We start from the raw sequence: 23,433 nt of genomic DNA on the forward strand, positions 1-23,433 counted from the left end.
ATTGCGTCATGTCGGCGAGCCGCACCACGACGGCTCAGCTCTCTACGTCTCCATCCGGGAACCGGCGCTCGGCTCGCGGGTGACCCTCTGGCTGCGCGCCCCGCGCGCCGCCGGGATCACCGGGGTGCACGTGCGCACCGTCTGCGACGGCGAGCCCCGCTACGCCGAGGCCCGCGTCGACGAGTCCAGGACCGGCACGCCGGTCGCCGGCTACGGCGCGGACGACGTGTGGTGGCAGGCGGAGGTCACCGCCGTCAACCCGGTCACCCCGTACCGCTTCCTGCTGCACACCCGCCGCGGCCAGCTGTGGCTGACCGCGGCCGGCCCGGTCGGCCACGACGTGACCGACGCGAGCGACTTCCGCCTGGTCTGCCACCAGGCGCCGCCCTCGTGGATGTCGGACGCGATCGTCTACCAGATCTTCCCCGACCGCTTCGACCGCTCCGGCCCGATGCCGGACCTGCCCGACTGGGCGCTGCCGCGCGACTGGGACCGCGACCCGGTGATCCCCAGCGGCCCCGGCACCGCCCAGCAGTTCTACGGCGGCGACCTCGACGGCATCACCCGGCGCCTGGACCACATCCAGAGCCTCGGCGCCGACACCGTCTACCTGACGCCGATCTTCCCCGCCCGCTCCAACCACCGCTACGACGCCGCGAGCTTCGAGCACGTCGACCCGCTGCTCGGCGGCGACGAGGCCCTGCACCGGCTGTCCGGCGCGCTGCACGCCCGCGGCATGCGCCTGCTCGGCGACATCACCACCAACCACTGCGGCGACGCCCACGAATGGTTCACCGCCGCCGTCTCCGACGTGAACGCCCTCGAACGGGAGATGTTCTACTTCGACCCCGACACCGGCGACTACGAGTCGTGGTGGGGCGTCAAGTCGCTGCCCAAGCTCAACTGGGGCAGCGAGCTGGTGCGCTCCAGCATGCGCGCGGTGCTGAAGAAGTGGCTCGGCCCCCTGGACGGCTGGCGCGTGGACGTCGCCAACATGACCGCCAGGCTCGGCGCCGACGACCGCAACCACGAGGTCGCCGCCATGCTGCGCCGGCAGCTCGGTCCCGAGGCCGCCTTCATCGCCGAGCACAACCACGACGCCTCGCTCGACCTCGACCGCGACGGCTGGCACGGCACCATGAACTACGGCGGCTTCACCCGCCCGGTCTGGGCCTGGCTGCGCGGCCCCGACCTGGACCTGCCGCACTTCCTCGGCGTGCCGGGCGGCGTGCCCGAGCGCGACGGCACCGACACCGTGGCCACCTTCAGGTCCTTCGCCTCGCACATGTCCTGGCGCTCGCTCACGCACTCCTGGCAGCTCCTGGACTCCCACGACTCGCCGCGCATCCGCACGGTGACCGGCTCGCGCGAACGCCACCTGCTGGCCCTCGGCCTGCAGGCCACGCTGCCCGGCACGCCTATGGTCTTCGCCGGCAGCGAGTTCGGCCTGACCGGGATCAACGGGGAGCACTCGCGCACCCCCATGCCCTGGAACCGGCCGCACGACCAGGACCCGGCGACCCTGTCGGCCTACCGCGAGCTGCTCGGGCTGCGCCGCGCCGAGCCCGCGCTGCGTCACGGAGGGTTGCGCTGGCTGCATTCCGACGCCGACTGCCTGGTCTTCGCGCGCGAGACCTTCGAGGAGTCGCTGCTGGTGGCCGTCCGCCGGGCACCCGGGGCCGCGCTGCCCATCGGGGCGCAGGCCCAGGGCATCCACAATGCCCAGGACGGAGACGTGATCCCGGGGGACGGTCCTTCGGTGAGTGTGTGGCGCATCACACGCTGATCACGCTACGGTATGGCCTGGCCCCGTACCGTCTTCAACTGGATAGTGGTGTGCCCGCATGAGGTTGCTCTCCGTAGCCGTCGCAGCATCGCTCCTTACCGCCGTACCGACCGCCGCGGAAGCCAGGGCGGCCACCACCTACTACGTCGACTCCAGGGCCGGCGACGACTCCGCCGCCGGCACCCGCCCCGACAAGCCGTGGAAGTCGCTGGAGAAGGTCAGCTCCACCGACCTCAAGCCGGGTGACGTCGTCAGCCTCAAGCGGGGCGGCAGCTTCACCGGCCCGCTCCGGCTCACCGCGAGCGGCACCGCCGCCCGGCCCATCGTCATCCGCTCCCACGGCACCGGCGCCCTGCCCCGCATCAGCGGCGACGAGCGCGACTGCGTGGTCGTCAAGGGCGCCTACTGGCAGATCAGCGGCCTGCGCGCCACCGGTTGCCGGTTCGCCGGGTTCCAGCTCGGCGGCCACCACATCGAGCTGAGCGGCGTCGCGGCCGACGGCAACGTCGCGGGCGTTTGGGTCACGCCGTCCGGCTCGCACAACACCGTCCGCGACAGCACGCTCACCGCCAACAACCGCATGAGCGTCGACGACGAGGGCGGCGACAACGACTCCGGCGCCTTCGGCGTGCTGCTCAACGGCGACGACAACCTGGTGACCCGCAACACCATCACCGGCAGCTACGCCAGGAGCCACGACTACGGCACCGACGGCTCCGCCGTCGAGATCTTCAACGGCGACCGCAACCGCATCACCTACAACCACGCGCGCGACAACGAGACCTTCACCGAGCTCGGCGCGCAGAAGGGCAAGACCGCCACTGGCAACGTCTTCGCCTTCAACGTCGTCACCTCCGGCCGCAGCCGCGGCTCCTTCCTCATCACCCGCGGGCCCGGCCACGTCGTGGGCCCGGTCAAGGGCACGATCGCCGTCCAGAACTCGGTCTACCTGCCGGCCAAGGACACCATCGGCTGGTCCTGCCACGACGGCTGCGGCCCCTCCATCCTCCGGCTGCGCAACAACGTGATCGCGGTCGGCGGCGAGGCCGGCTGGGCCGACGGCAAGGGCGTCGACGACGGCGGCAGCGTCTACTACGGCCGCAAGCTCACCTTCAAGCTCGGGCCGAAGTCGGTCAGGGCCGACCCGCTGTTCCTCTCCCGCACCGACCTTCGCCTGCGTCCGGGCTCCCCGGCGCTGGGCCGTGGCCTGCCGCTGTCGCCCGCCTGGTACGGCGGCACCGCCCTCGGCAAGGACATGCTGGGCCGGCCGCTGTCCGCCGCACCTGACGCCGGTGCCTACCAGCGGTAGCGGTGTAGCCTACGGGGCATGGTCCCGGATCTTCGCCTGCCGCTGGTCAAGCAGCTCGCCGAGGCCGACGCGCCCCACCGCTTCTGGCACACCGCCGACCCGGGCGGGCGCGTCTGGCTGTTCGAGAGCGTCGAGGGCGACGGCGAACACTGGGCGATCAGGCAGATCGAGGTCGGCGCCGACCGGGTCGCCCACCGCTACTGGTGGGGCCGGCTCCAGGACGATCACGGCTTCCTCACCGACCAGCCGCTGGAGATCTGGGAGCTGACCGAGATCACCCAGGCGGCGTTCGAGGCCGTCTGGGCCGCCGCCTGAGCCTCAGCCCGCGTTCTCCAGAACGAGCGCGTTGGCCAGGCCGCCCGCCTCGCACATGGTCTGCAGGGCGTAGCGGGCGCCGCGCGTGCGCATGGCGTGCACGAGCGTGGTGGTGATGCGCGCGCCGCTGGCGCCGAGCGGGTGACCGAGGGCGATGGCGCCGCCGTTGACGTTGACCTTCGCCGGGTCGGCCCCAGTCTCCTGCAGCCAGGCCAGCACGACGCTGGCGAAGGCCTCGTTGACTTCGAACAGGTCGATGTCGGACAGCGCGAGCCCGGCTCGGCGCAGCACCTTCTCCGTGGCCGGGATCACGCCGGTGAGCATGAGCAGCGGGTCGGAGCCCGTGACGGCGAAGCTGTGCAGCCGGGCCAGCGGGCGCAGGCCGAACCGCGCGGCGGTCTCGGAGCTGGTGATCAGGACGGCCGCCGCGCCGTCGTTGATCGGGCTGGCGTTGCCCGCGGTGACCGACCAGGAGATCTGCGGGAAACGCCCGGCGTAGCCTGGGTCGGCGTAGGCGGGCCGTAGCCCGGCCAGGATCTCAGGCGTGGTGGCGGGCCGGATCGACTCGTCGCGGTCCAGGCCGGCGATCGGGACGAGCTCGGCGCCGAAGTCGACGGCGGCGGCCTTGGCGTGGGAGGCGGCGGCGAAGACGTCCATCTGCTCGCGGCTCAGCGACCACTTGGCGGCGATCAGCTCGGCGCTGATGCCCTGCGGGACCAGCCCCCCGGGGAAACGCGCGGCCACCGAGGGCCCGAACGGGTCGGCGCCCGGCGGCACGTTCGACCACATGGGCACCCGGCTCATCGACTCCACGCCGCAGGCCACGACCAGGTCGTACGCGCCGGACATGACGCCCTGCGCGGCGAAGTGCACGGCCTGCTGGGACGAGCCGCACTGCCGGTCGACCGTGACCGCGGGCACCGAGTCGGGGAGGCCGGCGGCCAGCCAGGCGTAGCGGGTGGTGTTCATGGCCTGCTCGCCCACCTGGTCGACGCAGCCGCCGATCACGTCGTCGACCAGTGACGGGTCCACGCCGCTGCGCTCGATCAGCGCGCGGAGGGCGTGGGCGAGCAGGTCGACGGGGTGCGTCCCGTGCAGCCCGCCGCCGGGTTTGCCCTTGCCGAGCGGGGTGCGTACGGCTTGCACGATGACGGCGTCGCGCATCGCGGCCTCCTGTCCGTTGGAAATTCCAACTCACTCTAACGCGAGCGGGTTGGACTTTCCAACGCAGGCGTCATCGTGCGGCCAGGCCGTTGATGATCATGTGCAGGGCGACGTCGAAGCTGCGCTCGACCTCCTCCGGCTCGCCGCTCAGGTGCCCCTGCGTCTCGGCGAAGACGAACCCCGAGACGAACGCGTGCAGCACCTCGCTCGTCCGCCGCAGCTCCTCCTCGGGCACCCCGGAGGCGCGCAGGATGCGGTAGAGCGCCTGCCACAGCGGCAGCCGCCGGTCCTCGCTGAACTCGGGATGGTTGTGCAGGTAGGACCACATGGCCGGATGTTGCCGGGCGTGCCGGTGGTAGGCCAGGGCCAGGGCGCGGAGCTGGTCCTGCCAGGGGGTGCCGTCGTCGGGCGGCAGCGGCAGCCGGGAGCTGACCGTCTCGCAGATGCGGGCCAGCAGCGCCTCCTTGCTCGCGACGTGGTGGTAGACCGACATGGGGTTGACGTCGAGCTCGGCGGCCAGTTTCCGCATCGACAACCCCTCGACGCCGGCCTCGTCGATCAGGCGAAGCGCCGTGGAACAGATCTCGTCAAGGCTCAGGGGAGCTCCCCTGCGTGCGCTCACTGCCATACAGCGTATGGTAGCGTCAGCCATACGGTGTATGGCTACCCGAAGGGAGCACTCATGAGGCGTATCCCCGCCCCGCAGGGCCTGCCGATCCTGGGCAACACGCTGCAGATCCCGGCCGACTCGCCGGTGGAGCACTTCGTCAAGGTCGCCGAGCGGTACGAGGAGGGCATCTTCCGGCTGGAGGTCGCCGGCCGCACGATCGTGCTGGTCTACGACCCCGACCTGGTCGCGGAGGTGTGCGACGAGAGCAGGTTCGTCAAGCGCATCAAGCCGCCGCTGTCGATCGTGCGCGACTTCGGCGGCGACGGCCTGTTCACCGCCGAGCCGGACGAGCCGGTGTGGGGGCAGGCGCACCGCATCCTGCTGCCCGCCTTCAGCCAGCGTTCGATGAAGGCGTACTACCCGCAGATGCTGGAGGTCGCCGAGCAGCTCGTCGCCTCGTGGGCCGGCCGCCAGGGGCAGGACCTGCCCGTGGCCGACGACATGACCCGGCTCACGCTGGACACGATCTCGCTGACCGGCTTCGGCTTCCGGTTCGACTCCTTCGCCTCGCCCGAGCTGCACCCGTTCCTGAAGGCCATGGGCGGCGCGCTGACCGAGGCCATGCTGCGCAACCAGCAGCTCCCGCTCGTCACCAAGCTCAAGCGCGGCCACGAGGACGCCTACCGCCGCGACATCGAGACCATGCGCGCCCTGGTGGACGACGTGATCAAGCAGCGCCGCGCCGAGGGAACGGGCGACGCCAAGGACCTGCTCGGCCTCATGCTGGCGGCCGCCGACCCGCAGACCGGCGGTCGCCTGTCCGACGAGAACATCCGCAACCAGGTGCTCACCTTCCTCATCGCCGGGCACGAGACCACCAGCGGCCTGCTCTCCTTCGCCCTGTACAACCTGCTGCGCGACCCGCACACCCTGGCCAGGGCCTACGACGAGGTCGACCGCCTGCTGCCCGGCGACGAGCCGCCCAGCTACGAGACGATCATGAAGCTCGACGTCATCCCCCGGATCCTGGAGGAGACGCTGCGGATCTGGTCGCCGATCCCCGCCTTCGCCGTCAGCGCCGTCGAGGCCACCACCATCGGCGGGTACGAGATCGAGGCCGACCAGAGCGTCGCCGTGCTGCTGCCGTCGCTGCACCGCCACCCCAAGGCGTGGGAGCGGCCGGCGGAGTTCGACATCGACCGCTGGCTGCCGGAGAACAAGAAGGCCCACCACCCGGCGGCGTACAAGCCGTTCGGCAACGGCGAGCGGGCCTGCATCGGCCGCCAGTTCGCGCTGACCGAGGCCCGGCTCGCCCTGGCCATGATCCTGCGCCGCTTCGCCGTCTCCGACCCCGACGCCTACCGGATGAAGATCAAGCAGACGCTGACCATCAAGCCCGACGGGTTCACCCTGCGGGTGCGCGAGCGCCGCGCCCACGAGCGCACCGCGCCCGCCGCCGACGTGCAGGCCGCCGGGGAGAGCGAGCGGCACGACCTCGCGGTCACCGGCGTGCCGCTCACCGTCGCCTACGGCTCCAACCTGGGCACCGCCGCCGACATCGCCGAGCGGCTGGCCGAGCGGGCCGGCCGGTCCGGCTTCGCCACCACCCTGACCACCCTGGACGACCTGACGCCGCCGTCGCAGGGGCTGCTCGTCGTGGTCGCCTCCTCCTACAACGGCAAGGCGCCCGACAACGCGCAGCGCTTCGACGCCCTGGAGGAGCTGCCCGACCTGTCGGGCGTGCGCCTGGCGGTGCTCGGCTGCGGCAACTCCCAGTGGCCGACGTACCAGGCCTTCCCGCGCCGGGCCGGCGAGAAGCTGACCGCCGCCGGGGCGGTGCCGCTCGTCGAGCGCGGCGAGGCCGACGCCGACGGCGACTTCGACGGCGACGTCTCGGCGTGGACGGCCCGGCTGTGGGCGGCGCTGGCCGAGGAGTACAGCGCCCCGGCGGGCGCGGCCGGCCCGCGCTACGAGATGGAGGTGCTCGGCGAGAGCGAGGTCAGGCCGGCCGTCGTCTCCGAGCGGGCCGTGCCGATGACCGTCGTGTCCAACGAGGAGCTGACCGGCGACCCCACCGGGCTGTGGGACTTCTCCGCCGAGGCCCCGAGGCCCGGCGTGCACTCCATCGTGGCCCGCCTGCCCGAGGGCGTCACCTACACGGCGGGCGACCATGTCGCCGTCTTCGCCAAGAACGACCCCGAGCTGGTCGAGTGGGCCCTGCGCTGCCTGCGGGTGCCGCGCGAGCAGGTGGTGCGGCTGCGCGCCGCCGGCGCCACCCACCTGCCCGTGGACACGCCGGTGACGGCCGGCCTGCTGCTGACCGAGTTCGCCGAGCTGCAGGAGGTGGCCACCAGGGCCGACCTGGAGGCCCTGGCCGCGCACACCGGCTGCCCCTGGACGCGCGGCCAGCTCGCCGAGCTGACCGCGAACTACGCCGACGAGATCCTGGCCAAGCGGGTCTCGCCGCTGGCCCTGCTGGAGCGTTTCCCGGCCGTCGAACTGCCGCTGCCGGTGTTCCTGGAGATGGCCGGGCCGATCCGGCCGCGCTACTACTCGGTCTCCTCCTCGCCGCTGGCCGATCCGGGCCTGGTGCGGCTCACCGTCGGGCTGGTCGAGGGGCCCGCCTGGTCCGGCAGCGGCACCTACCAGGGCATGTGCTCGGCGTACCTGGCCGGGCTGCGGCCCGGTGAGGTGTTCTACGGGTACGTACGCGTGCCCGCGCCGCCGTTCCGGCTGCCCGCCGATCCGGCCACACCGGTGATCCTGGTCGGCCCCGGCACGGGGTTCGCGCCGCTGCGCGGCTTCCTGGAGGAGCGGGCGCTGAGCGGAGCGGGCGGCCGGGCCGAGGTGTTCACCGGCTGCCGCCACCCCGATCACGACTGGCTGTACCGGGACGAGGTGACCGCCTGGGGCGCCCGCGAGGAGGTGAACGTGCACACCGCGTTCTCGGCCGTGGCCGGGCACCCGTACCGGTACGTCCAGGACGCCGTGGCCGATCACGCGGAGGAGGTGTGGGCGCTGCTGGAGCAGGGCGCGTACGTGTACGTCTGCGGCGACGGCCTGCGCATGGCCCCGGCGGTGCGCCAGGCGCTGCTGGACGTGCACCGGCGGCACACCGGCGGGGACGGCGCGGCCTGGCTGGCCGCCCTGGAGGCGGACGGCCGCTACCAGCAGGACGTGTTCGCCTGATCCGCCCCGCCTGATCCCCGCCTGATCCCCACGTGCGGGGATCGGTCTGCCTGATCCTTGAACGATCCTTGGTCGTTTTTGGGAAAACACCTGCTCAAACCGCCATCCAGGTTCGACAATCCGGACTTACCGCCGGATCCTGGGATATAAGCGCAGCATGCGCGACATATCCGTGGAACGTGCGCGAAACCTGTCTACGGCACTGTGAGAGCCTCTGGGAAGGGGGCGGCCAATGCTGCTGCGACTGAGGGTGTCCCTGCCGGACCGGCCGGGCGGCCTTGGCCAGGTCGCGAAGGCGCTGGGGACGCTCGGCGCCGACATCCTGCAGGTCACCGTGCTGGAACGGGAGACCGGCCGGGCGGTGGACGACTTCATCGTGTCCTGGCCGGGCCCGGTCAGCGCGACGGAGGTCTGCGAGCGGCTCTCGGCGACGCCGGGCGTACGCGTCGAGGGCGTCTGGCCCACCCGTGACGTGCCCGGCTCCGCCCCCGACTACGACCTGCTCATGCACGTGGCGACCGAGCCGGCCCGCGGGCTGGCCACGCTGGTGGACGCCCTGCCCGCGCTGTGCGGCGCCGAGTGGTCGGTCGCGGTCGAGGACGGAGCCGTGCGGCACGCCTCGATGGCCGCGCCCGAGGTGGTGAACCTGCCCGACCCGCCGCCGCGCGCGATCACCCTGGACTCGGCGGACCTGCGGCTGATGTTGCTGCCCCTCGTCCCGCAGGGCATGCACGTCGTCGTCGCGCGGGCCGGCGGACCGGTCTTCCACCGGGCCGAGCTGGAACGCGCGGTCCGCATCGTGGACGTCGTCGCCAAGCTGGCCGCCGGCGCCCCCGGACGATTGACCGGCCAAACATCAGACGAATAACGTGAGCCTCGACCGTCCCTCCCGCGCAGAGGACCTGAGGCCATGGATTTCGAGCTGACCGACGAGCAGAAGGCCTTCCGCGAGACCCTGCGCGCCTTCGTGGAGAAGGAGATCCTGCCCGTGGCCACCGAGTGGGAGCACTCGGGCCGCTACCCCACCGAGATCGTCGAGAAGATGAAGCAGATGGGGCTGTTCGGGCTGACCGTCCCCGAGGAGTACGGCGGCCTCGGCGCCGACATGGTCTCCTTCGCGCTGGTCTTCGAGGAGATCGCGCGCGGCTGGATGGGCGTGGCGGGCACGATCGGCTCCCACTCGCTGGCCTGCTGGATGATCGCCAAACACGGCACCGACGAGCAGAAACGCCTCCACCTCGCCGACCTGGCCGCGGGCGTCCGGCGTACCGCCATCGCGCTCACCGAGCCCGGCGCCGGCACCGACCTGCAGGGCATCCAGACCCGCGCGGTGCGCGACGGCGACCACTACGTGGTGACCGGCACCAAGACGTGGATCACCAACGCCCGGCACGCCGACCCGCTGCCCGTCCTGGTCAAGACCTCGGTCACCGAGCCCGCCCACAAGGGCATGTCGGTGCTGCTCGTCGATCCGGCCGCGCCCGGCTTCGGCGTCAGCCGCGACCTGCCCAAGCTCGGCTACAAGGGCACCGAGACCTGCGAGGTCGTGCTCGACGAGGTGCGCGTGCCGGTCTCGGCGCTGCTCGGGGGCGTCGAAGGACGCGGCATGCAGCAGGTGCTGGGCGGGCTGGAGATCGGCCGGGTCAACATCGCCGCCCGCGCGGTCGGCGTCGCGCAGGCGGCCTACGACGCCGCCCTGGAGTACGCGCGCGAGCGCACCGCGTTCGGGCAGCCCATCGCCGACTTCCAGGCCATCCAGCTCAAGCTCGCCGACCTGGCCACCGAGATCCAGGCCGCCCGGCTGCTCACGTACTGGGCCGCCGCCCAGGCGGACGGTGGCAAGCGGGTGGACATGGAGGCGGGCATGGCCAAGTACTTCGCCTCCGAGGTGGCGCTCAAGGCATCGCTGGAGGCGATGCGCATCCACGGCGGCTACGGCTACTCCCAGGAGTTCGTGGTCGAACGGCTCTACCGGGACGCGCCGCTGATGGCGATCGGCGAGGGCACCAACGACGTGCAGCGGCTGGTGATCGCCCGCGCCCTCGTCTCCGGCAAGGGCCGGGTGGGCTGGTAGCTAGTCGTGCCGGGGCAGCCCCGAGACCTCGTGGTCGGCATGGGACAGCGCCTCGGCGATGAGCGCCCGCACGTGCCCGTCGCGGGCGCGGTAGAGCACCCGGCGGCCGTCCCTGCGGGTGTCCACCAGGCCGGCCAGCCGGAGCTTGGCCAGGTGCTGCGAGACCGACGGGCGCGCCGCGCCGACCGCCTCGGCCAGGGAGTTGACGTCCAGCTCGCCGGCTGACAGTTCCCACATCAGCCGGAGCCGGGTGGCGTCGCCGAGCATGCGGAAGGCGTCGACGGCGGCGTTGACCTGGGCGGGAGTGGGTTGCTCCTGCGAGTGGTCCGCACCTGAGACGTTGTCGCGTGCGTACATGACTACATATCCTGGCCGGAGCGGACGAGCTGCGCAAGCGAAGGGGTGCTCATGTCTGACTCCGATACCCATCCGCACGGCCACGGCCACGGCCACGGCCACGGCCACGGCCACGGCCACCGTCACGGTCACGGGAATGGTCACGGCCACGGGCACGGGCACGGTCACGGGCCGGGGGAGCGGCGGGGGTTCAGGGCGCTGGCCGCCAAGGTCGCGCACGTGTTAACGCCGCACAGCCACGACAGCGCCGCCAGGACCGACAGCGCCCTGGAGTCCAGCAGTCGGGGCATGCGCGTGCTGGCCGTGTCCTTCGCCGTCCTCATGCTCACCGCCGTGGTCCAGGCGGTGATCGTCGTGGCGTCGGGGTCGGTCGCGCTGCTCGGCGACACCCTGCACAACCTGGCCGACGCGCTGACCGCCGTCCCGCTGGCCATCGCGTTCTCGCTCGGCCGCCGCGCCGCCACCCGCCGCTTCACCTACGGCTACGGCAGGGCCGAGGACCTCGCGGGCATCGCCATCGTCGTGCTCATCGCCGCCTCGGCCGCGCTCGCCGGGTACGAGGCCGTCCGGCGGCTGGTCGAGCCCCAGGACGTCCGGGCGCTCGGCTGGGTCGCCGCCGCCGCGCTGGCCGGGTTCGTCGGCAACGAGTGGGTGGCGCGCTACCGCATCACCGTGGGCCGCCAGATCGGCTCGGCCGCGCTCGTGGCCGACGGCCTGCACGCCAGGACCGACGGCTTCACCTCCCTCGCCGTGCTCCTCGGCGCGGGCGGCGCGGCACTCGGGTTCCCGATCGCCGACCCGGTCGTGGGCCTGCTGATCACGGTCGCCATCTGCTTCGTCCTGCGCGACGCCGCCCGCGAGATCTACCACCGCCTCATGGACGCCGTCGACCCCGCCCTGGTGGACGAGGCCGAGCGCATCCTGGCCGGCGTCCCCGGCGTCGAGCGCGTCGGCTCTGTGCGCCTGCGCTGGCTCGGCCACGCCCTGCACGCCGAGGTCGAGATCCTGGTCGACCACGCCATGTCGGTCGTGGACGCGCACGCCGTGGCGGTCGAGGCCGAGCACCGCCTCATCCACGACCTGCCGCGCCTGCGCGCCGCCACCGTCCACACCGACCCCTGCGGCCCCGACGGGGCCGACCACCACGCGTCCCTGGCGACCCACCGCATCACCTAGCCCGCTGCGGGTAAGTTGGGGCGGGTGCCGACCGCCGCGTCCTCCCACCCGACCACGCCAGGCGCGCCGTCCAGGCTCGCCTGGCTCGACGCGCTGCGCGGCATCGGCGCGCTCGCGGTGGTCGCCGAGCACCTGCTGCCGTGGTTCCTGCCCGCGCTGCGGCCCTACTGGTTCAGCCTCGGCGTCTACGGCATCCTGGTGTTCTTCCTGGTCAGCGGGTACATCATCCCGACTTCGCTGGAACGGCACGGCGACGTGCGGGCCTTCTGGGCCAGCCGCGCCTTCCGCCTCTACCCCCTCTACCTGGCCGTGATCGCGCTGGTGCTGGCCGCGTCCTGGTGGGTGCCGGTGCGCGAGGGCGTGCCGCGCGACGGCAGCGCGGTCGCGGCCCACGCGACCATGCTGCTCGACGTCGTGAGCGTGGGCGGCGTGGCCGACACGATGTGGACGCTGTCGTACGAGATGGTGTTCTACCTGCTGGTCACGGCGCTGTTCCTGGTCAGGGCGCACGAGCGCAGCGGGCTGGTGTCCGTCCTGTTCGCCGGGGCGTCCGTGGCGGTGGGGCTGGTGGTGTCGGGGGCGGTCCTGCGCGGCGGATGGCCGGCGTACGTGTCGTGCGCGGTGTTCGGCGCCGGGCTCGCCTGCGTGGTCGGCGGCTGGTTCCGCCGGACCGCCGCGTGCGTGCTCGGGCTGATGGCGCTGGCGTTGCTGCTGCTGAGCAGCCGGGTGCCGTGGCTGGGCGCGGCCGTGGTCGCGGTCATGTTCGCCGGCACGGCGATCCACCGGTGGGAGCGCGGGCGCGGCGGCCTGTGGCCGGTCGCGGTGACGGCGGCGCTGGTCGCCGTGGCTCCGGTGTGGGCGATCGAGAGCGGCTGGTGGTGGGTCGAGGCCGACGTGTGGCTGACCACGATCGCGCTGGCGGCGGCCACCTTCGCGGGCGCGATGGCGCTGCGCGGGCGGCGGCTGCCCGCCGTGCTCACCTGGCTCGGGCTGATCAGCTACTCGCTCTACCTGGTGCACCATCCGCTGCTGAAGTACTTCGTGGAGGTCACCGGCGACCTGCGCCGGGCGCCGCTGCCGTACCAGCTCGCGATGGCCGGGCTGGCCCTGGTGCTGATCCTGGCCGTCAGCGCGCTCTCCTACCGCTACGTCGAACGTCCCATGCAGGCGCTGGGCCGGCGGCTCTCCCGGCGGTCCGCCGCCGCGGGCGCCGCGCCGCGCACGATCCCCGTCACGGGCGCCTCGGCCGCGGGCGGCCAGGGCGACGGCTCGGGGCGCACCGCGTAGGCCGGCACGATCCGGTCGCCGGGCTCGTGCCGCCGGCTCGTGGAGGGCAAGATGGGGTGCGGGTCATCGGCGCGGACCCTGCCGGGCCGTCGCGCGGCCTCCTCGGCGTTCCCGCCGGGCCCGGGGCCGGTCAGGGCGCGTGCCGGGGCCCCGCGGTCGCCGGCGGGTGGGAGAGGGGCCGAGGTCATGCCGGGTTCGCTGGTGCTCATGGGGTCGGGGGAGACGAGCCCGACCATGGTCGAGGTCCACCGGGCGGTGGCCCGCGGGCTGCGCGCGGGGGCCCGTGCCGTGCTGCTCGACACGCCCTACGCCTTCCAGGAGAACGCCGCCGACATCTCCGCCCGCGCCCGCCGCTACTTCGCCCGCAGCGTCGGGCTGGAGGTCGAGCCGGCCACCGGGATCGTGGGCGCGGACTGGGTGTTCTCGGGGCCGGGCAGCCCCACGTACGCGCTCGACCGGTGGGCCGCCTCCGGCGTGGCCGGCGACCTGCGTGCCCGGGTGCGCTCCCGGCAGGGAGTGACCGTGCTCGCCTCGGCCGCCGCCTGCACCGCGGGCCTGGCCACCGTGCCCGTCTACGAGATCTACAAGGTGGGCGCCGACCCTCACTGGCGCGAGGGCATCGGCCTGCTGGCGCCGCTGGGCCTGCGGGCCGTGCTGATCCCGCACTTCGACAACGCCGAGGGCGGCAGCCACGACACCCGCTACTGCTACCTGGGCGAGCGGCGGCTGTCGCGGATGGAGCGGGAGCTGCCGCCGGAGACCGCCGTCCTGGGGCTCGACGAGCACACGGCGCTGATCATCAACCTGGAGTCGGAGGCGGTGGAGGTGGCGGGGCGCGGCGGCCTGACCGTACGGCGTCCGGGGGCGGTGACCGTCCTGCCGGCCGGGACCCGTACGAGCCTGGCCGTCGTCCGCGACCTGGCGGCGGGCGCCACGACCGGGACGGTCCCGCCGCCCCGGCCCGCCCCCGCCGTGGGCCCTGCCGTCACGCTGGAGGAGACGATCCGCTCCTGCGAGCGGCTGTTCGAGGACGCGGTCGGCAGGCCGGACCTGGTGGCGGCGGCGCGGCTCGTGCTCGACCTGGAGGCGGAGATCGTCACCTGGGCGGCCGACACCGAGGAGGACGCCGGCGGGGTCGACCAGGCCCGGGAGCTCATGCGGCTGCTGATCGCCCGGCTGGGCGAGGTCGCCGCGACCGCCGGCCTGCGCGCCCTGGTCGAACCCCTGCTCGAGCTGCGCGCGCAACTGCGGCGGGAGGGGCGGTACGAGATCGCGGACGCGCTGCGCGCGACGATGGCGCGCGGCGGCGTGACCGTGGAGGACACCCCGGCCGGTCCGCGCTGGAGCCCGGCGACGGTCTAGAGCGTCATGGCGACGCGTTGGGCGGCGGTCCGGAAGGTCCTGCCGACGCGGCGGGCGGCGGTCTAGAAGGTCCGGGCGACGCGGCGGGCGTGCTCGTCGGCCTGCTTGCGTTCGGCGTCGTAGGAGCCGGTGAGCGTGGGGTGGTGGCGGATCTCCTGGACGTCGGCGATGCCCGTCCAGCGCAGCCAGTCGCCGAAGAACGTGGACTGGAAGTCGGCGCCGAACTCCGGGCCGAGCCCCGGCCCCCACACCGCACTGGTGTAGACGACGGCCGCGCGCTTGCCGGTCAGCAGCGCGCGGTACCCCGTCTCCGGGTGCACGTCGAAGATCATCGCGGGCTGGCTGACCACGTCGATGAACTGCTTGAGCTTGTACGGCACGCCCGCGTTCCACATCGGCACGCTGAACAGGTAGCGGTCGTAGGCGTCGAAGCGCTCGAACGTCCTGACCGCCGCGGCCCAGGCCTCGGCCTCCTCGCCCGCGGGGGTGCCGCCGCCGAACACCGTCATCTTGGCGCGGGCGGCGGCGGGGCCGAACTCGGGCAGGGTGCCGTCCCAGAGGTCGAACCGGTCCACGGTGTGGCCGGGGTGGGTGGCGAGGTACTCCTGGACGAACGTCTCGGCGATGGCGGCGGAGATCGACTCCGTGCCGCGGGGTGAGGCGGAGATGTGCAGCAGCCTGGACATGGCGAACACCTTTCTGGACTATGGTCCGATTAGTGCCGCCAACAATACGGACCGAAGTCCGCTTAGTCAAGGCTCGATCAGGCACGGCCGACGTGCCCGCTTCTGCGTGGGCCTTCGTCGTCGTCGTGGCGGGCACGTGGGGCGCATCGAGGCGTTGACGTCCTGCGCCGCAGGTCAGCGCGACGTAAGCCCTTCGCGCCCCTGTCCCTCCGCTGGGTCCCCCGCCGCGCCTGGACGGGCGCGAGCGGCTGGGAGGGAACCCCCGCATTCCGAGGGCGCGTTCATCCCGTGGCAGGCGCGGCTGTGGCTCGCGCCGGAGGGCCCGACCGTGATCATGCTGATCGACGGCACGAAGAGCATCCGCCGCATGGTCCCGCTCTCGGGCGCGCACTGCTCGATCGTGCCGGCTGTCCAGCGCGAAAGTCCGATGTCGCACCACGAGGCGTCCACACAGCCGCTGCGTCTGTCCGGTTTCGGCGGCGACATTGGAGCGCCGTACTGCGATCTGATTTCGGCGGCGGCACGAGCCAGAAGGTGCGGCAACCGGGCGGCATTCGACCGATCCCGCCCTCCGGGGCCTGACTCAGGACGCATACCAGCGTGAGGGCCGCTCGGCCTGCGGCCGGGTGCCCCTCACGCTGTGGCAAGGGTTTCAGCCCTTCTGCCTCTTCTTCTTCGCCCCGAGAACGGCGCCGCGGATTCCCCCGGCGATCCCGCCGAGATGGGCACCGACCGCCATGCCCGTCAGGCCGCCGTCGGCGCCGGCCAAGCCGCCGAGGATGATGCCGGCGGTGGCCCCCCTGTCCGCCCCCTTCACGGCGCCCTTCAGCCCGCCGTCTGGCGTGTCGCGGATGATCTGTTCTTCGACCTTATCGATCGCCCTCTCGATGCTGCCCTTCTTGGCCATGAGCCCTCCCGTGTCGCGGAGCCAAGCTCTCCCTACAAGCAGTAGGCGGCCCGTCGGCCCGGAAGTCAACGCGGGCGGTCGGTGTCCTGGCTGGGCCCGGCGTGGCCGGAGCGCCTCGTGATCGTGCGCCCAGGCACTACCGTCGCTTGTACTGCCAGACCTGGTTGACACGGTTGTTGGCCCATTGGGTGGGACTGAAGCAGTCCCATATCTGTAGAGGCGCATTAGGCGGCGGCCAGTTGGGATACGACCCGTTTTCGACGTCGAGGCATCTTCCGCTGCTGACGCTTACCAGGCGTCTGAAACCCTTGTGGGGGCCGCTGTAGAATTCATCGGTCACCCACTGCTGATTGGGGCCTCCGTGACAGCCCCAGAGGACGACGGGTGTGCCGTTGCCTGTACCGCCGTTCGCGACGTCCAGACATTTCGTGCCGTTCTGGCCGGTCCATTTGATGAGGTCGGCGTTGGCTCCGCTGGGCGGGGACTCGAAGAAGAAGGCGTGGTAGTTTCCGCCGATCTTGGCGCCCAGTCGTATGCGTGAGCCGAGGGTGCATTCAGGGTTCTCAAGGTTGTAGTGACAGGTGTTCGGTATGTCGACGAAGAGCTGCCCTTCTGTGATCGGGTTGGTGATCCAGGTGTCGGGACCTCGAACACGATGGCTGTCCGTGTTCGCGGACGCGGGCGGCAGCACGGCGAGAAGCAGGAATGATGCGGTGATCGCGTGTAGACAGGTCTTGGGTTTCGGCATGGCGATTCCCCCTGGCGCTCTTGTCGCAGAGGCGAGCTCTGAATACGGGAGCGCAAATAAGCCTATCGCGGGATCCTTCGGGCTCTGCCAAGGCGTATTCAACGTCTCGCCAATTACCTTGTTCGGGAGAAGTGGGCAGTTTGAGTCTCAGCCGCTTCGCTTCGTCGACTTCAGCTTACGTGGCGAGGCCGAAAAGGAAGTTCCTACGCCATTGGACAACGTCGACATCGGCATTGCGGACAGTTCGGTACCGGCGCCTGGAAGTTCCCGCCCGGCGTCGCTGAGGTGTTCGACGACCACGTACCCGCCAGCATGCCCCACTACGACGTGGTCCAGGACCTCGTGGCCGGGACGACCGACTGGCTTGTCCCGGCCGCCGGCCTGGTTGCATCTGCCGCGCCGACGTTCGCCCAGCTTCGGCTGGTGTCGCACGGGCGCGACCGCGAGCAGCGAACCGGCCGGCACCTGCATGCCGTCGCCGGGCCAAAGGGTATCCATGTGCCTGCGCTCGACCGGCCTGCCGGCGAGCACAGCCAGGCGTCCGGCTGCGCCCACCGGTCGCGGGCGACGGTGGGCGAGGCGTCAGGAGTGGTTTCGCGGCGAGCCTGGAGGTGCGCGCCAGGGGTCAGCGGCGGGGCGGGTCGATGCGGGCGCCGTCCAGAGTGAAGATCATGAGACGGGACAGATCCACCGCGACCTTCGCCGCGTCCCCCGCCCGCCACATCGGCCGGTTGCCCAGCCGGACGATCAGGTCGGAGCGGCGGTGGAAGCCGCTGCCCACGTTCTGGCCGACCTGCTCCTGCTCCTCGTGCTCCTGCGCGCGCTGCGAGAAGAGCCGCCGCACCATCCCCGTCAGCCCGCCCGCGCCGCTGCGCTCGCCGTTGAGGCGGGCGCGCGGGTCCGGCGGCTCGGGCACCGGCACGGCCGGCATGCCGCACTCCAGGTACGCCAGCCACTCGTGCCCGTGGTACTCCAGCGCCCGCACCCGCCCGTAGAAGGACGGCCCGTCGTAGGACTCCGGCACCGGCGCCAGCCCGTCAGGACGCATGCCGACCAGCACCTGCCCGCCCGTGTGCTGAGAGATCGCGTACGCCCTGGGATCGCTCCAGGGCATCGTGAGCCGGTGCGGGCCGAAGTCGAGCATGACATACTGGTTCTGCGGCGTTCTGACACCGGCCGCCAACAGGTTCAACTGCTGAGAGTTGAGGAAGGCCGCCACGAACGCCGTCGCTGGATCGTTGTAAATCTGGGCCGGAGTGCCGACGTCCTGCAGGACACCGCGATTCAGGATCGCGATCCGGTCGGCCAGGGTGAGCGCCTCGACCTGGTCGTGCGTGACGTAGATCGTGGTGACCCCGAGCGACCTGACCAGCGCGGAGATCTCCATCCGCAGTTCGGTGCGCATGCCGGCGTCGAGGTTCGACAGCGGCTCGTCCATGAGGAACAACTTCGGCTGCCGGACGATCGCCCGGCCCATCGCCACGCGCTGCCGCTGGCCGCCCGACAGGGTGCCGGGGCGGCGGTCGAGCGTCTCGTCGATGTGCAGCGCCTTCGACAGCTCGGTGACGCGGTCGCGCACCATCGCCGGGTCCGACTTGGCGATCTCCAGGGGGAAGGCGATGTTCCCGCGCACGGTCCGGTGGGGGTAGAGGGCTCCGTTCTGGAACACCATGGCCACGTCGCGGTCGCGCGGTGGCAGGTGGTTGGCGAGCTGGCCGTCCAGCCAGAGATCGCCTTCCGTGATCTCCTCCAGGCCGGCGATCATCCGCAACAGCGTGGACTTGCCGCAACCGGAAGGACCGAGGAGGACGAGGAACTCGCCATCCTCGGCCTGCAGGCTCAGCCGGTCGACTGCCAGGTAGTCGCCCGGATACACCTTGGTCACTTTGTCGAGAACGACCGAGCTCATGGGCCCACACCTTGCGCGCGTGTCACCTGTGACGAGGCTGATTGAAGAGGTAGTACATCGCGCCTTAACGCTGGATGTCCACCCTTGACATAAAGAATCTCATCCGCAGTGGTTTCGGCCAGGGGTTTTAGGCGTCCGTATACCCATAAATCCGGATGCGAGGTGCATGGAAGGGCTTGCGTAAACTTGCGGCAAGGGCTTTCATGGTGCGGGCAACCCGGGGGGAGATCCATGAACATGTGGTGGCGTGACGCCGTGATCTACCAGGTCTACGTGCGCAGTTTCGCCGACGGCAACGGCGACGGCGTCGGTGACCTGATCGGCGTGCGCGATCGCCTGCCGTACCTGGTCGAGCTGGGCGTGGACGCCATCTGGCTGACGCCCTTCTACACCTCGCCGATGGCCGACTTCGGCTACGACGTGGCCGACTACCGGGACGTCGACCCGCTGTTCGGCTCCCTGGCCGACGCCAAGGCGCTCATCGACGAGGCCCACGGCCACGGCCTGCGCGTCATCGTGGACGTCGTACCGAACCACACCTCCTCGGCGCACGCCTGGTTCCAGGCCGCGCTGCGCGGCGAGCGACGCGATCGGTACATCTTCCGCGACCAGCCCAACGACTGGGAGTCGATCTTCGGCGGCCCCGCCTGGACCCAGGTCGAGGACGGCCAGTGGTACCTGCACCTGTTCGACCCCGCCCAGCCCGACCTCAACTGGGACGACGACGAGGTGCGCGGCGAGTTCGAGTCGATCCTGCGCTTCTGGCTCGACCTGGGCGTGGACGGCTTCCGCGTGGACGTGGCGCACGGCATGGTCAAACCGGCCGGCCTGCCCGACATCGGCCACGCGAACCAGACCAGGATGATCGGCCGCGAGCCGGTGCCGTACTTCGACAACGACGGCGTGCACGAGATCCACCGGGCCTGGCGGCGCGTGCTCGACTCCTACCCCGGCGAGCGCATCGGCGTCGCCGAGGCGTGGGCGCCCACCGCCGAACGCCTGGCCATGTACGTCCGGCCCGACGAGCTCCACCAGGCCTTCAACTTCCACTACCTGTTCACCCCGTGGGACGCCGCCGAACTGCGCGCGGTGATCGACTCCTCGCTCGCCACGGCCGGCTCCGTGGGCGCGCCCACCACCTGGGTGTTGTCGAACCACGATGTCAAGCGGCACGTCACCCGCTACGGCAGCCTGGCCAGAGCCCGCGCCGCGGCGCTGCTGACCCTCGCGCTGCCCGGCTCGGCCTACGTCTACCAGGGCGAGGAGCTGGGCCTTCCCGAGGTGCTCGACCTGCCGGAGGAGGTGTGCCAGGACCCGCAGCGGCTGCGCGACCCCGACAGCGGGCGGGACGGCTGCCGCGTGCCGCTGCCGTGGACCCGCGAGCTCGGCTGGCGCGACCCGTGGCTGCCGATCCCGGCCGACTGGGCCGACCTCAGCGTCCAGGCCCAGGACGGCGTCACGGGCTCCACCCTGGAGCTCTACCGCGCCGCGCTGCGCCTGCGCCGCTCCCTGGACGGCGACCTGGTCTGGCACGACTCGCCCGAGGGCACACTGGTCTTCTCCCGCGGCGACGTGCTGTGCACCGTCAACCTGACCGGCGCGCCCGTCGACTTCGGCGTCGAGGGAGAGCTGCTGCTCGCCTCCGATGTCCCGGGAGCAGCCGATTCGGCCGCCTGGTGGAAAGTAAAGTGTGTTCCATGAACGGTCACGCTCGCCTAGCCGACATCGCCGCCCAGGCCGGGGTGAGTGAGGCCACGGTCAGCCGGGTGCTCAACGGCAAGCCCGGCGTCTCGGCAGGCACCCGGCAGGCGGTGATGACGGCCCTCGACCTGATGGGTTACGAGCGGCCGCCCCGGCTCAGGCAGCGCAGCAACGGGCTCATCGGGCTCGTCACGCCCGAGCTGGACAACCCGATCTTCCCGGCGTTCGCGCAGGCCATCGAGAAGGCCCTGACCCAGCACGGCTACACGCCCGTGCTGTGCACCCAGCTGCCCGGCGGCGCCCCCGAGGACGAGTTCACCGAGCTGCTGGTCGACCGCGGTGTCAGCGGCATCGTCTTCGTCTCCGGCCTGCACGCCGACACCACCGCCCGGATGGACCGCTACACCCGCCTGATCGACCGCGGCCTGCCGATCGTGCTGGTCGACGGCTACAGCGAGCACATCGACGCGCCCTTCATCTCGCCCGACGACCGCCTCGCTGCCCGGCTGGCCGTCCAGCACCTGGTCGACCTCGGCCACGAACGCGTCGGGCTCGCGCTCGGGCCGCGCCGGTTCGTCCCGGTGATCAGGAAGATCGAGGGTTACAAGCAGGCGATGGCCCACCTGCTCGGCGCCACCGACGTCGACGACCTGATCTCCCACTCGCTGTTCTCGGTCGAGGGCGGGCAGGCCGCCGCCGCGCAGCTGCTGGCCCGCGGGTGCACCGGCATCGTGTGCGCGAGCGACCTGATGGCGCTCGGCGCGATCCGCGCCTGCCGGCAGAAGGGGCTGGCGGTGCCGGGCGACGTGTCGGTGGTCGGGTTCGACGACTCGCCGCTGATCGCGTTCACCGACCCGCCGCTCACCACCGTCCGCAAGCCGATCGGGGCGATGGCCTCGGCCGCCGTGCAGACACTGCTGGAGGAGGTCAGCGGCGCGCCGGCCAAGCACGTCGAGCTGATCTTCCAGCCGGAGCTGGTCGTGCGCGGCTCCACCGGTTCCGGTCCGCTGGTCAACCGCTGACCCCGGACGCCTACTGTGAAAGGTCGGCCCACCGTTGACGCCTGACGTGCTGGTCCTCGGCGGCGCCGGGGTGGACACCACGGTCTACGTGCCCGCGCTGCCTCTGCCGTACCAGGACACCTACCACGTGCCGCCCGTCGTCGACCGCGTCGGGAACACCGGGGCCGGGGTCGCCCTCGGCTGCCACGCGCTCGGGCTCGGCGTCGCCTTCGCCGACCTCATCGGCGACGACCCGCAGGGCGCGCTGATCAGGCACGCCCTGCGCGACATCGACTGCAGATGGGGAGTGGCGCGGGCGGGCACCCGGCGCAGCGTGCTGCTCGTCGGTCCCGACGGGCGGCGCACCTCCCTGCACGACCCCAAGGTCACGCCGGGGGAGCGGCTGCCCCGCGAGCTGTACGCCGGTCCGCGCCCCAGGCACGCGCACATCTCGATCATGGACTTCTGCCGCCACGTCTACCCCGACCTCGACGGCGTCCCCATCTCCACCGACCTGCACGACTGGGACGGCGTCGCCGACTACCAGAAGGACTTCGCCTACAACTCCGACCTGGTGTTCCTGTCGGCCACCGCCCTGACCGACCCGGCGGCCACGATGCGCGACATCCTCGCCGGGGGCCGCGCCCACACCGTCGTCTGCACGCGGGGCGCGGACGGCTGCCTCGTCCTGACCCGCGACTCGGCCACCGTACGCGCCTTTCCCGCCGCGCCCCTGCCCGGCCCGGTGGCCGACAGCAACGGCGCGGGCGACGCCTTCGTCTCCGGCTTCCTGTACGGCCTCCTGAACGGCCGGACGATTCCCGAGTGCGTCGGACTGGGCGCGATCGCCGGTGCCCACGCGTGCACGGTCGAAGGCACCCACGAATCCCCGATCACCGAGAAACTGCTGCTCGGCAGGGCGTCCCAGCTCTGAGTGAGCGTGGCCGCCACGAAGGTTCGGTAGATTCGGGGCGACAAGCCATGGATTGTGAGGCAAGAGTGTCGGACGAACGCGGCCCGCAGCAGACCAGCCGGGGAAGGCGGCCTCGCGCATGGATGATCGTGCTGGCCGCTGTGGTGCTCCTGGTCGATCAGGGGTCCAAGTTCTGGGCGCTGTCGGCGTTGTCCGGCGGCGCCGAGATCACGGTGATCCCGCGGCTGCTCTCGTTGCGGCTGCTGCTCAACCCCGGCGCAGCGTTCTCCCTGGGTGAGGGCGTGACCTGGGTGTTCACGCTGGCCGCCGCCGGGGCGGTCGCCGGCATCCTGTACGCGTCCCGGCGGCTGCGCTCGCCGGCCTGGGGTGTGGTGCTGGGCGCGCTGCTCGGCGGGGCCACCTCGCACCTGCTCGACCGCCTTTTCCGCCCGCCGGCGTTCGCGCAGGGGCACGTGGTGGACTTCATCGACTACGGCGGGTTGTTCGTCGGCAACGTCGCCGACATCGCTTTGACGGGCGGGTGCGCGCTGCTGTTCCTGCTCAGCGTCAGAGGGATCCCACTGGGGGACGCTCCCGGCGAGGAACGTTCGCCTTCGACGCCTTCGACGTCCTCGACGTCGCCAGCGTCTTCGACGTCCTCGACGTCGCCAGCGTCTTCGACGTCCTCGACGTCGCCAGCGTCTTCGACGTCTTCGGCGTCGCCGACGTCTTCGACCTCCTTGAAGCCCTCGACATCCTCAGCGCCTTCGGCAGAGGATCCCGCCTGATCGGCCTGCCTGATTGGGCCGATCTGATTGAGCCTGCGTGATTGGGCCTGCCTGAGTGGGGCTGTCTGATTAGGCCTGCCTGAGCGGCTCTGCCTGATTGGGCCTGCCTGAGCGGCCCCGCTCATCGCACCTGCCTGATCGAACGGCCAGG

Annotated in this window: 20 protein-coding genes; 13 read left to right on the plus strand and 7 right to left on the minus strand. The window is 71.8% G+C overall.

Translation table 11 applies throughout. The features are described from left to right. Position 1: 1 nt before the first annotated feature. Genes AB0J76_RS15695 through AB0J76_RS15705 form a run of 3 tightly spaced genes read left to right on the plus strand, consistent with a single transcriptional unit; the run spans position 2 to position 3,410 of the window. Complete coding sequence (locus AB0J76_RS15695; protein WP_364389730.1) at positions 2–1,786, plus strand: glycoside hydrolase family 13 protein; 1,785 nt, start codon at positions 2–4, stop codon at positions 1,784–1,786. Between the two features lie 58 nt (positions 1,787–1,844). Further along, positions 1,845–3,095, plus strand: coding sequence for a right-handed parallel beta-helix repeat-containing protein (locus tag AB0J76_RS15700; RefSeq protein WP_352326742.1), 1,251 nt, complete (start codon positions 1,845–1,847; stop codon positions 3,093–3,095). 18 nt (positions 3,096–3,113) lie between these two features. Then, positions 3,114–3,410 carry a hypothetical protein gene (locus AB0J76_RS15705; protein WP_352326743.1) on the plus strand — a complete coding sequence of 99 codons (297 nt, stop codon included), beginning with the start codon at positions 3,114–3,116 and terminating at the stop codon, positions 3,408–3,410. A 3-nt stretch (positions 3,411–3,413) separates the two neighbouring features. Here the strand turns inward: AB0J76_RS15705 and AB0J76_RS15710 are convergent, their stop codons facing one another. Together AB0J76_RS15710 and AB0J76_RS15715 are read right to left on the minus strand one after the other, a co-directional pair. After that, complete coding sequence (locus tag AB0J76_RS15710) at positions 3,414–4,574, minus strand: thiolase family protein (RefSeq protein WP_352326745.1); 1,161 nt, start codon at positions 4,572–4,574, stop codon at positions 3,414–3,416. A gap of 70 nt (positions 4,575–4,644) precedes the next feature. Continuing rightward, positions 4,645–5,202, minus strand: coding sequence for a WHG domain-containing protein (locus AB0J76_RS15715; protein WP_352326747.1), 558 nt, complete (start codon positions 5,200–5,202; stop codon positions 4,645–4,647). A 54-nt stretch (positions 5,203–5,256) separates the two neighbouring features. On the opposite strand from AB0J76_RS15715, the gene AB0J76_RS15720 reads away from it, so the two are divergent. The 3 genes from AB0J76_RS15720 to AB0J76_RS15730 all read left to right on the plus strand — a co-directional run bounded on the left by AB0J76_RS15720 (position 5,257) and on the right by AB0J76_RS15730 (position 10,447). Next, the gene (locus AB0J76_RS15720; protein ID WP_352326749.1) at positions 5,257–8,373 is read left to right on the plus strand and encodes a cytochrome P450; all 3,117 of its coding nucleotides are present in this window, start codon (positions 5,257–5,259) and stop codon (positions 8,371–8,373) included. 232 nt (positions 8,374–8,605) lie between these two features. After that, the gene (locus AB0J76_RS15725) at positions 8,606–9,241 is read left to right on the plus strand and encodes an amino acid-binding protein (protein ID WP_352326751.1); all 636 of its coding nucleotides are present in this window, start codon (positions 8,606–8,608) and stop codon (positions 9,239–9,241) included. A gap of 42 nt (positions 9,242–9,283) precedes the next feature. After that, positions 9,284–10,447, plus strand: coding sequence for an acyl-CoA dehydrogenase family protein (locus tag AB0J76_RS15730; RefSeq protein WP_352326753.1), 1,164 nt, complete (start codon positions 9,284–9,286; stop codon positions 10,445–10,447). On the opposite strand, the gene AB0J76_RS15735 is transcribed toward AB0J76_RS15730, so the two are convergent. After that, positions 10,448–10,804 carry a metalloregulator ArsR/SmtB family transcription factor gene (locus AB0J76_RS15735; RefSeq protein ID WP_352326755.1) on the minus strand — a complete coding sequence of 119 codons (357 nt, stop codon included), beginning with the start codon at positions 10,802–10,804 and terminating at the stop codon, positions 10,448–10,450. A 51-nt stretch (positions 10,805–10,855) separates the two neighbouring features. On the opposite strand from AB0J76_RS15735, the gene AB0J76_RS15740 reads away from it, so the two are divergent. The 3 genes from AB0J76_RS15740 (at position 10,856) to AB0J76_RS15750 (ending at position 14,629) form a co-directional block, all read left to right on the plus strand. Beyond that, a complete protein-coding gene (locus AB0J76_RS15740; protein ID WP_352326756.1) occupies positions 10,856–11,980 on the plus strand; it encodes a cation diffusion facilitator family transporter in 1,125 nt (374 codons plus the stop codon). 24 nt (positions 11,981–12,004) lie between these two features. Then, positions 12,005–13,267, plus strand: coding sequence for an acyltransferase (locus AB0J76_RS15745; protein ID WP_352326757.1), 1,263 nt, complete (start codon positions 12,005–12,007; stop codon positions 13,265–13,267). Positions 13,268–13,453: 186 nt separating this feature from the next. Continuing rightward, complete coding sequence (locus AB0J76_RS15750; RefSeq protein WP_352326758.1) at positions 13,454–14,629, plus strand: hypothetical protein; 1,176 nt, start codon at positions 13,454–13,456, stop codon at positions 14,627–14,629. 62 nt (positions 14,630–14,691) lie between these two features. On the opposite strand, the gene AB0J76_RS15755 is transcribed toward AB0J76_RS15750, so the two are convergent. The 4 genes from AB0J76_RS15755 to AB0J76_RS15770 form a co-directional block, all read right to left on the minus strand. Beyond that, a complete protein-coding gene (locus AB0J76_RS15755; RefSeq protein ID WP_364389735.1) occupies positions 14,692–15,315 on the minus strand; it encodes an NAD(P)H-dependent oxidoreductase in 624 nt (207 codons plus the stop codon). 652 nt (positions 15,316–15,967) lie between these two features. Further along, positions 15,968–16,222, minus strand: coding sequence for a hypothetical protein (locus tag AB0J76_RS15760; protein ID WP_352328475.1), 255 nt, complete (start codon positions 16,220–16,222; stop codon positions 15,968–15,970). Between the two features lie 136 nt (positions 16,223–16,358). After that, positions 16,359–16,970, minus strand: coding sequence for an RICIN domain-containing protein (locus AB0J76_RS15765; protein ID WP_352328473.1), 612 nt, complete (start codon positions 16,968–16,970; stop codon positions 16,359–16,361). Positions 16,971–17,595: 625 nt separating this feature from the next. Beyond that, the gene (locus tag AB0J76_RS15770) at positions 17,596–18,879 is read right to left on the minus strand and encodes an ATP-binding cassette domain-containing protein (RefSeq protein WP_352328471.1); all 1,284 of its coding nucleotides are present in this window, start codon (positions 18,877–18,879) and stop codon (positions 17,596–17,598) included. Between the two features lie 231 nt (positions 18,880–19,110). Between AB0J76_RS15770 and AB0J76_RS15775 the strand changes: the two genes are divergently transcribed. The 4 genes from AB0J76_RS15775 to AB0J76_RS15790 all read left to right on the plus strand — a co-directional run bounded on the left by AB0J76_RS15775 (position 19,111) and on the right by AB0J76_RS15790 (position 23,282). Next, on the plus strand, positions 19,111–20,580 hold the full coding sequence (locus tag AB0J76_RS15775; RefSeq protein WP_352328470.1) for a glycoside hydrolase family 13 protein: 1,470 nt from the start codon (positions 19,111–19,113) through the stop codon (positions 20,578–20,580). Continuing rightward, positions 20,577–21,602 (plus strand): LacI family DNA-binding transcriptional regulator, encoded by a 1,026-nt coding sequence (locus AB0J76_RS15780; RefSeq protein WP_352328468.1) that lies wholly within the window; start codon positions 20,577–20,579, stop codon positions 21,600–21,602. Before AB0J76_RS15775 ends, AB0J76_RS15780 begins: the two co-directional genes overlap by 4 nt. A gap of 34 nt (positions 21,603–21,636) precedes the next feature. Next, complete coding sequence (locus AB0J76_RS15785) at positions 21,637–22,515, plus strand: PfkB family carbohydrate kinase (RefSeq protein ID WP_352328466.1); 879 nt, start codon at positions 21,637–21,639, stop codon at positions 22,513–22,515. Between the two features lie 122 nt (positions 22,516–22,637). Next, positions 22,638–23,282 (plus strand): signal peptidase II, encoded by a 645-nt coding sequence (locus AB0J76_RS15790; RefSeq protein WP_364389738.1) that lies wholly within the window; start codon positions 22,638–22,640, stop codon positions 23,280–23,282. The last annotated feature ends 151 nt before the right edge of the window (positions 23,283–23,433 follow it).

Origin of the sequence: Nonomuraea sp. NPDC049624, from assembly GCF_040675255.1 — a bacterium.
In the GTDB taxonomy this organism is placed as follows: Bacteria; Actinomycetota; Actinomycetes; order Streptosporangiales; family Streptosporangiaceae; genus Nonomuraea.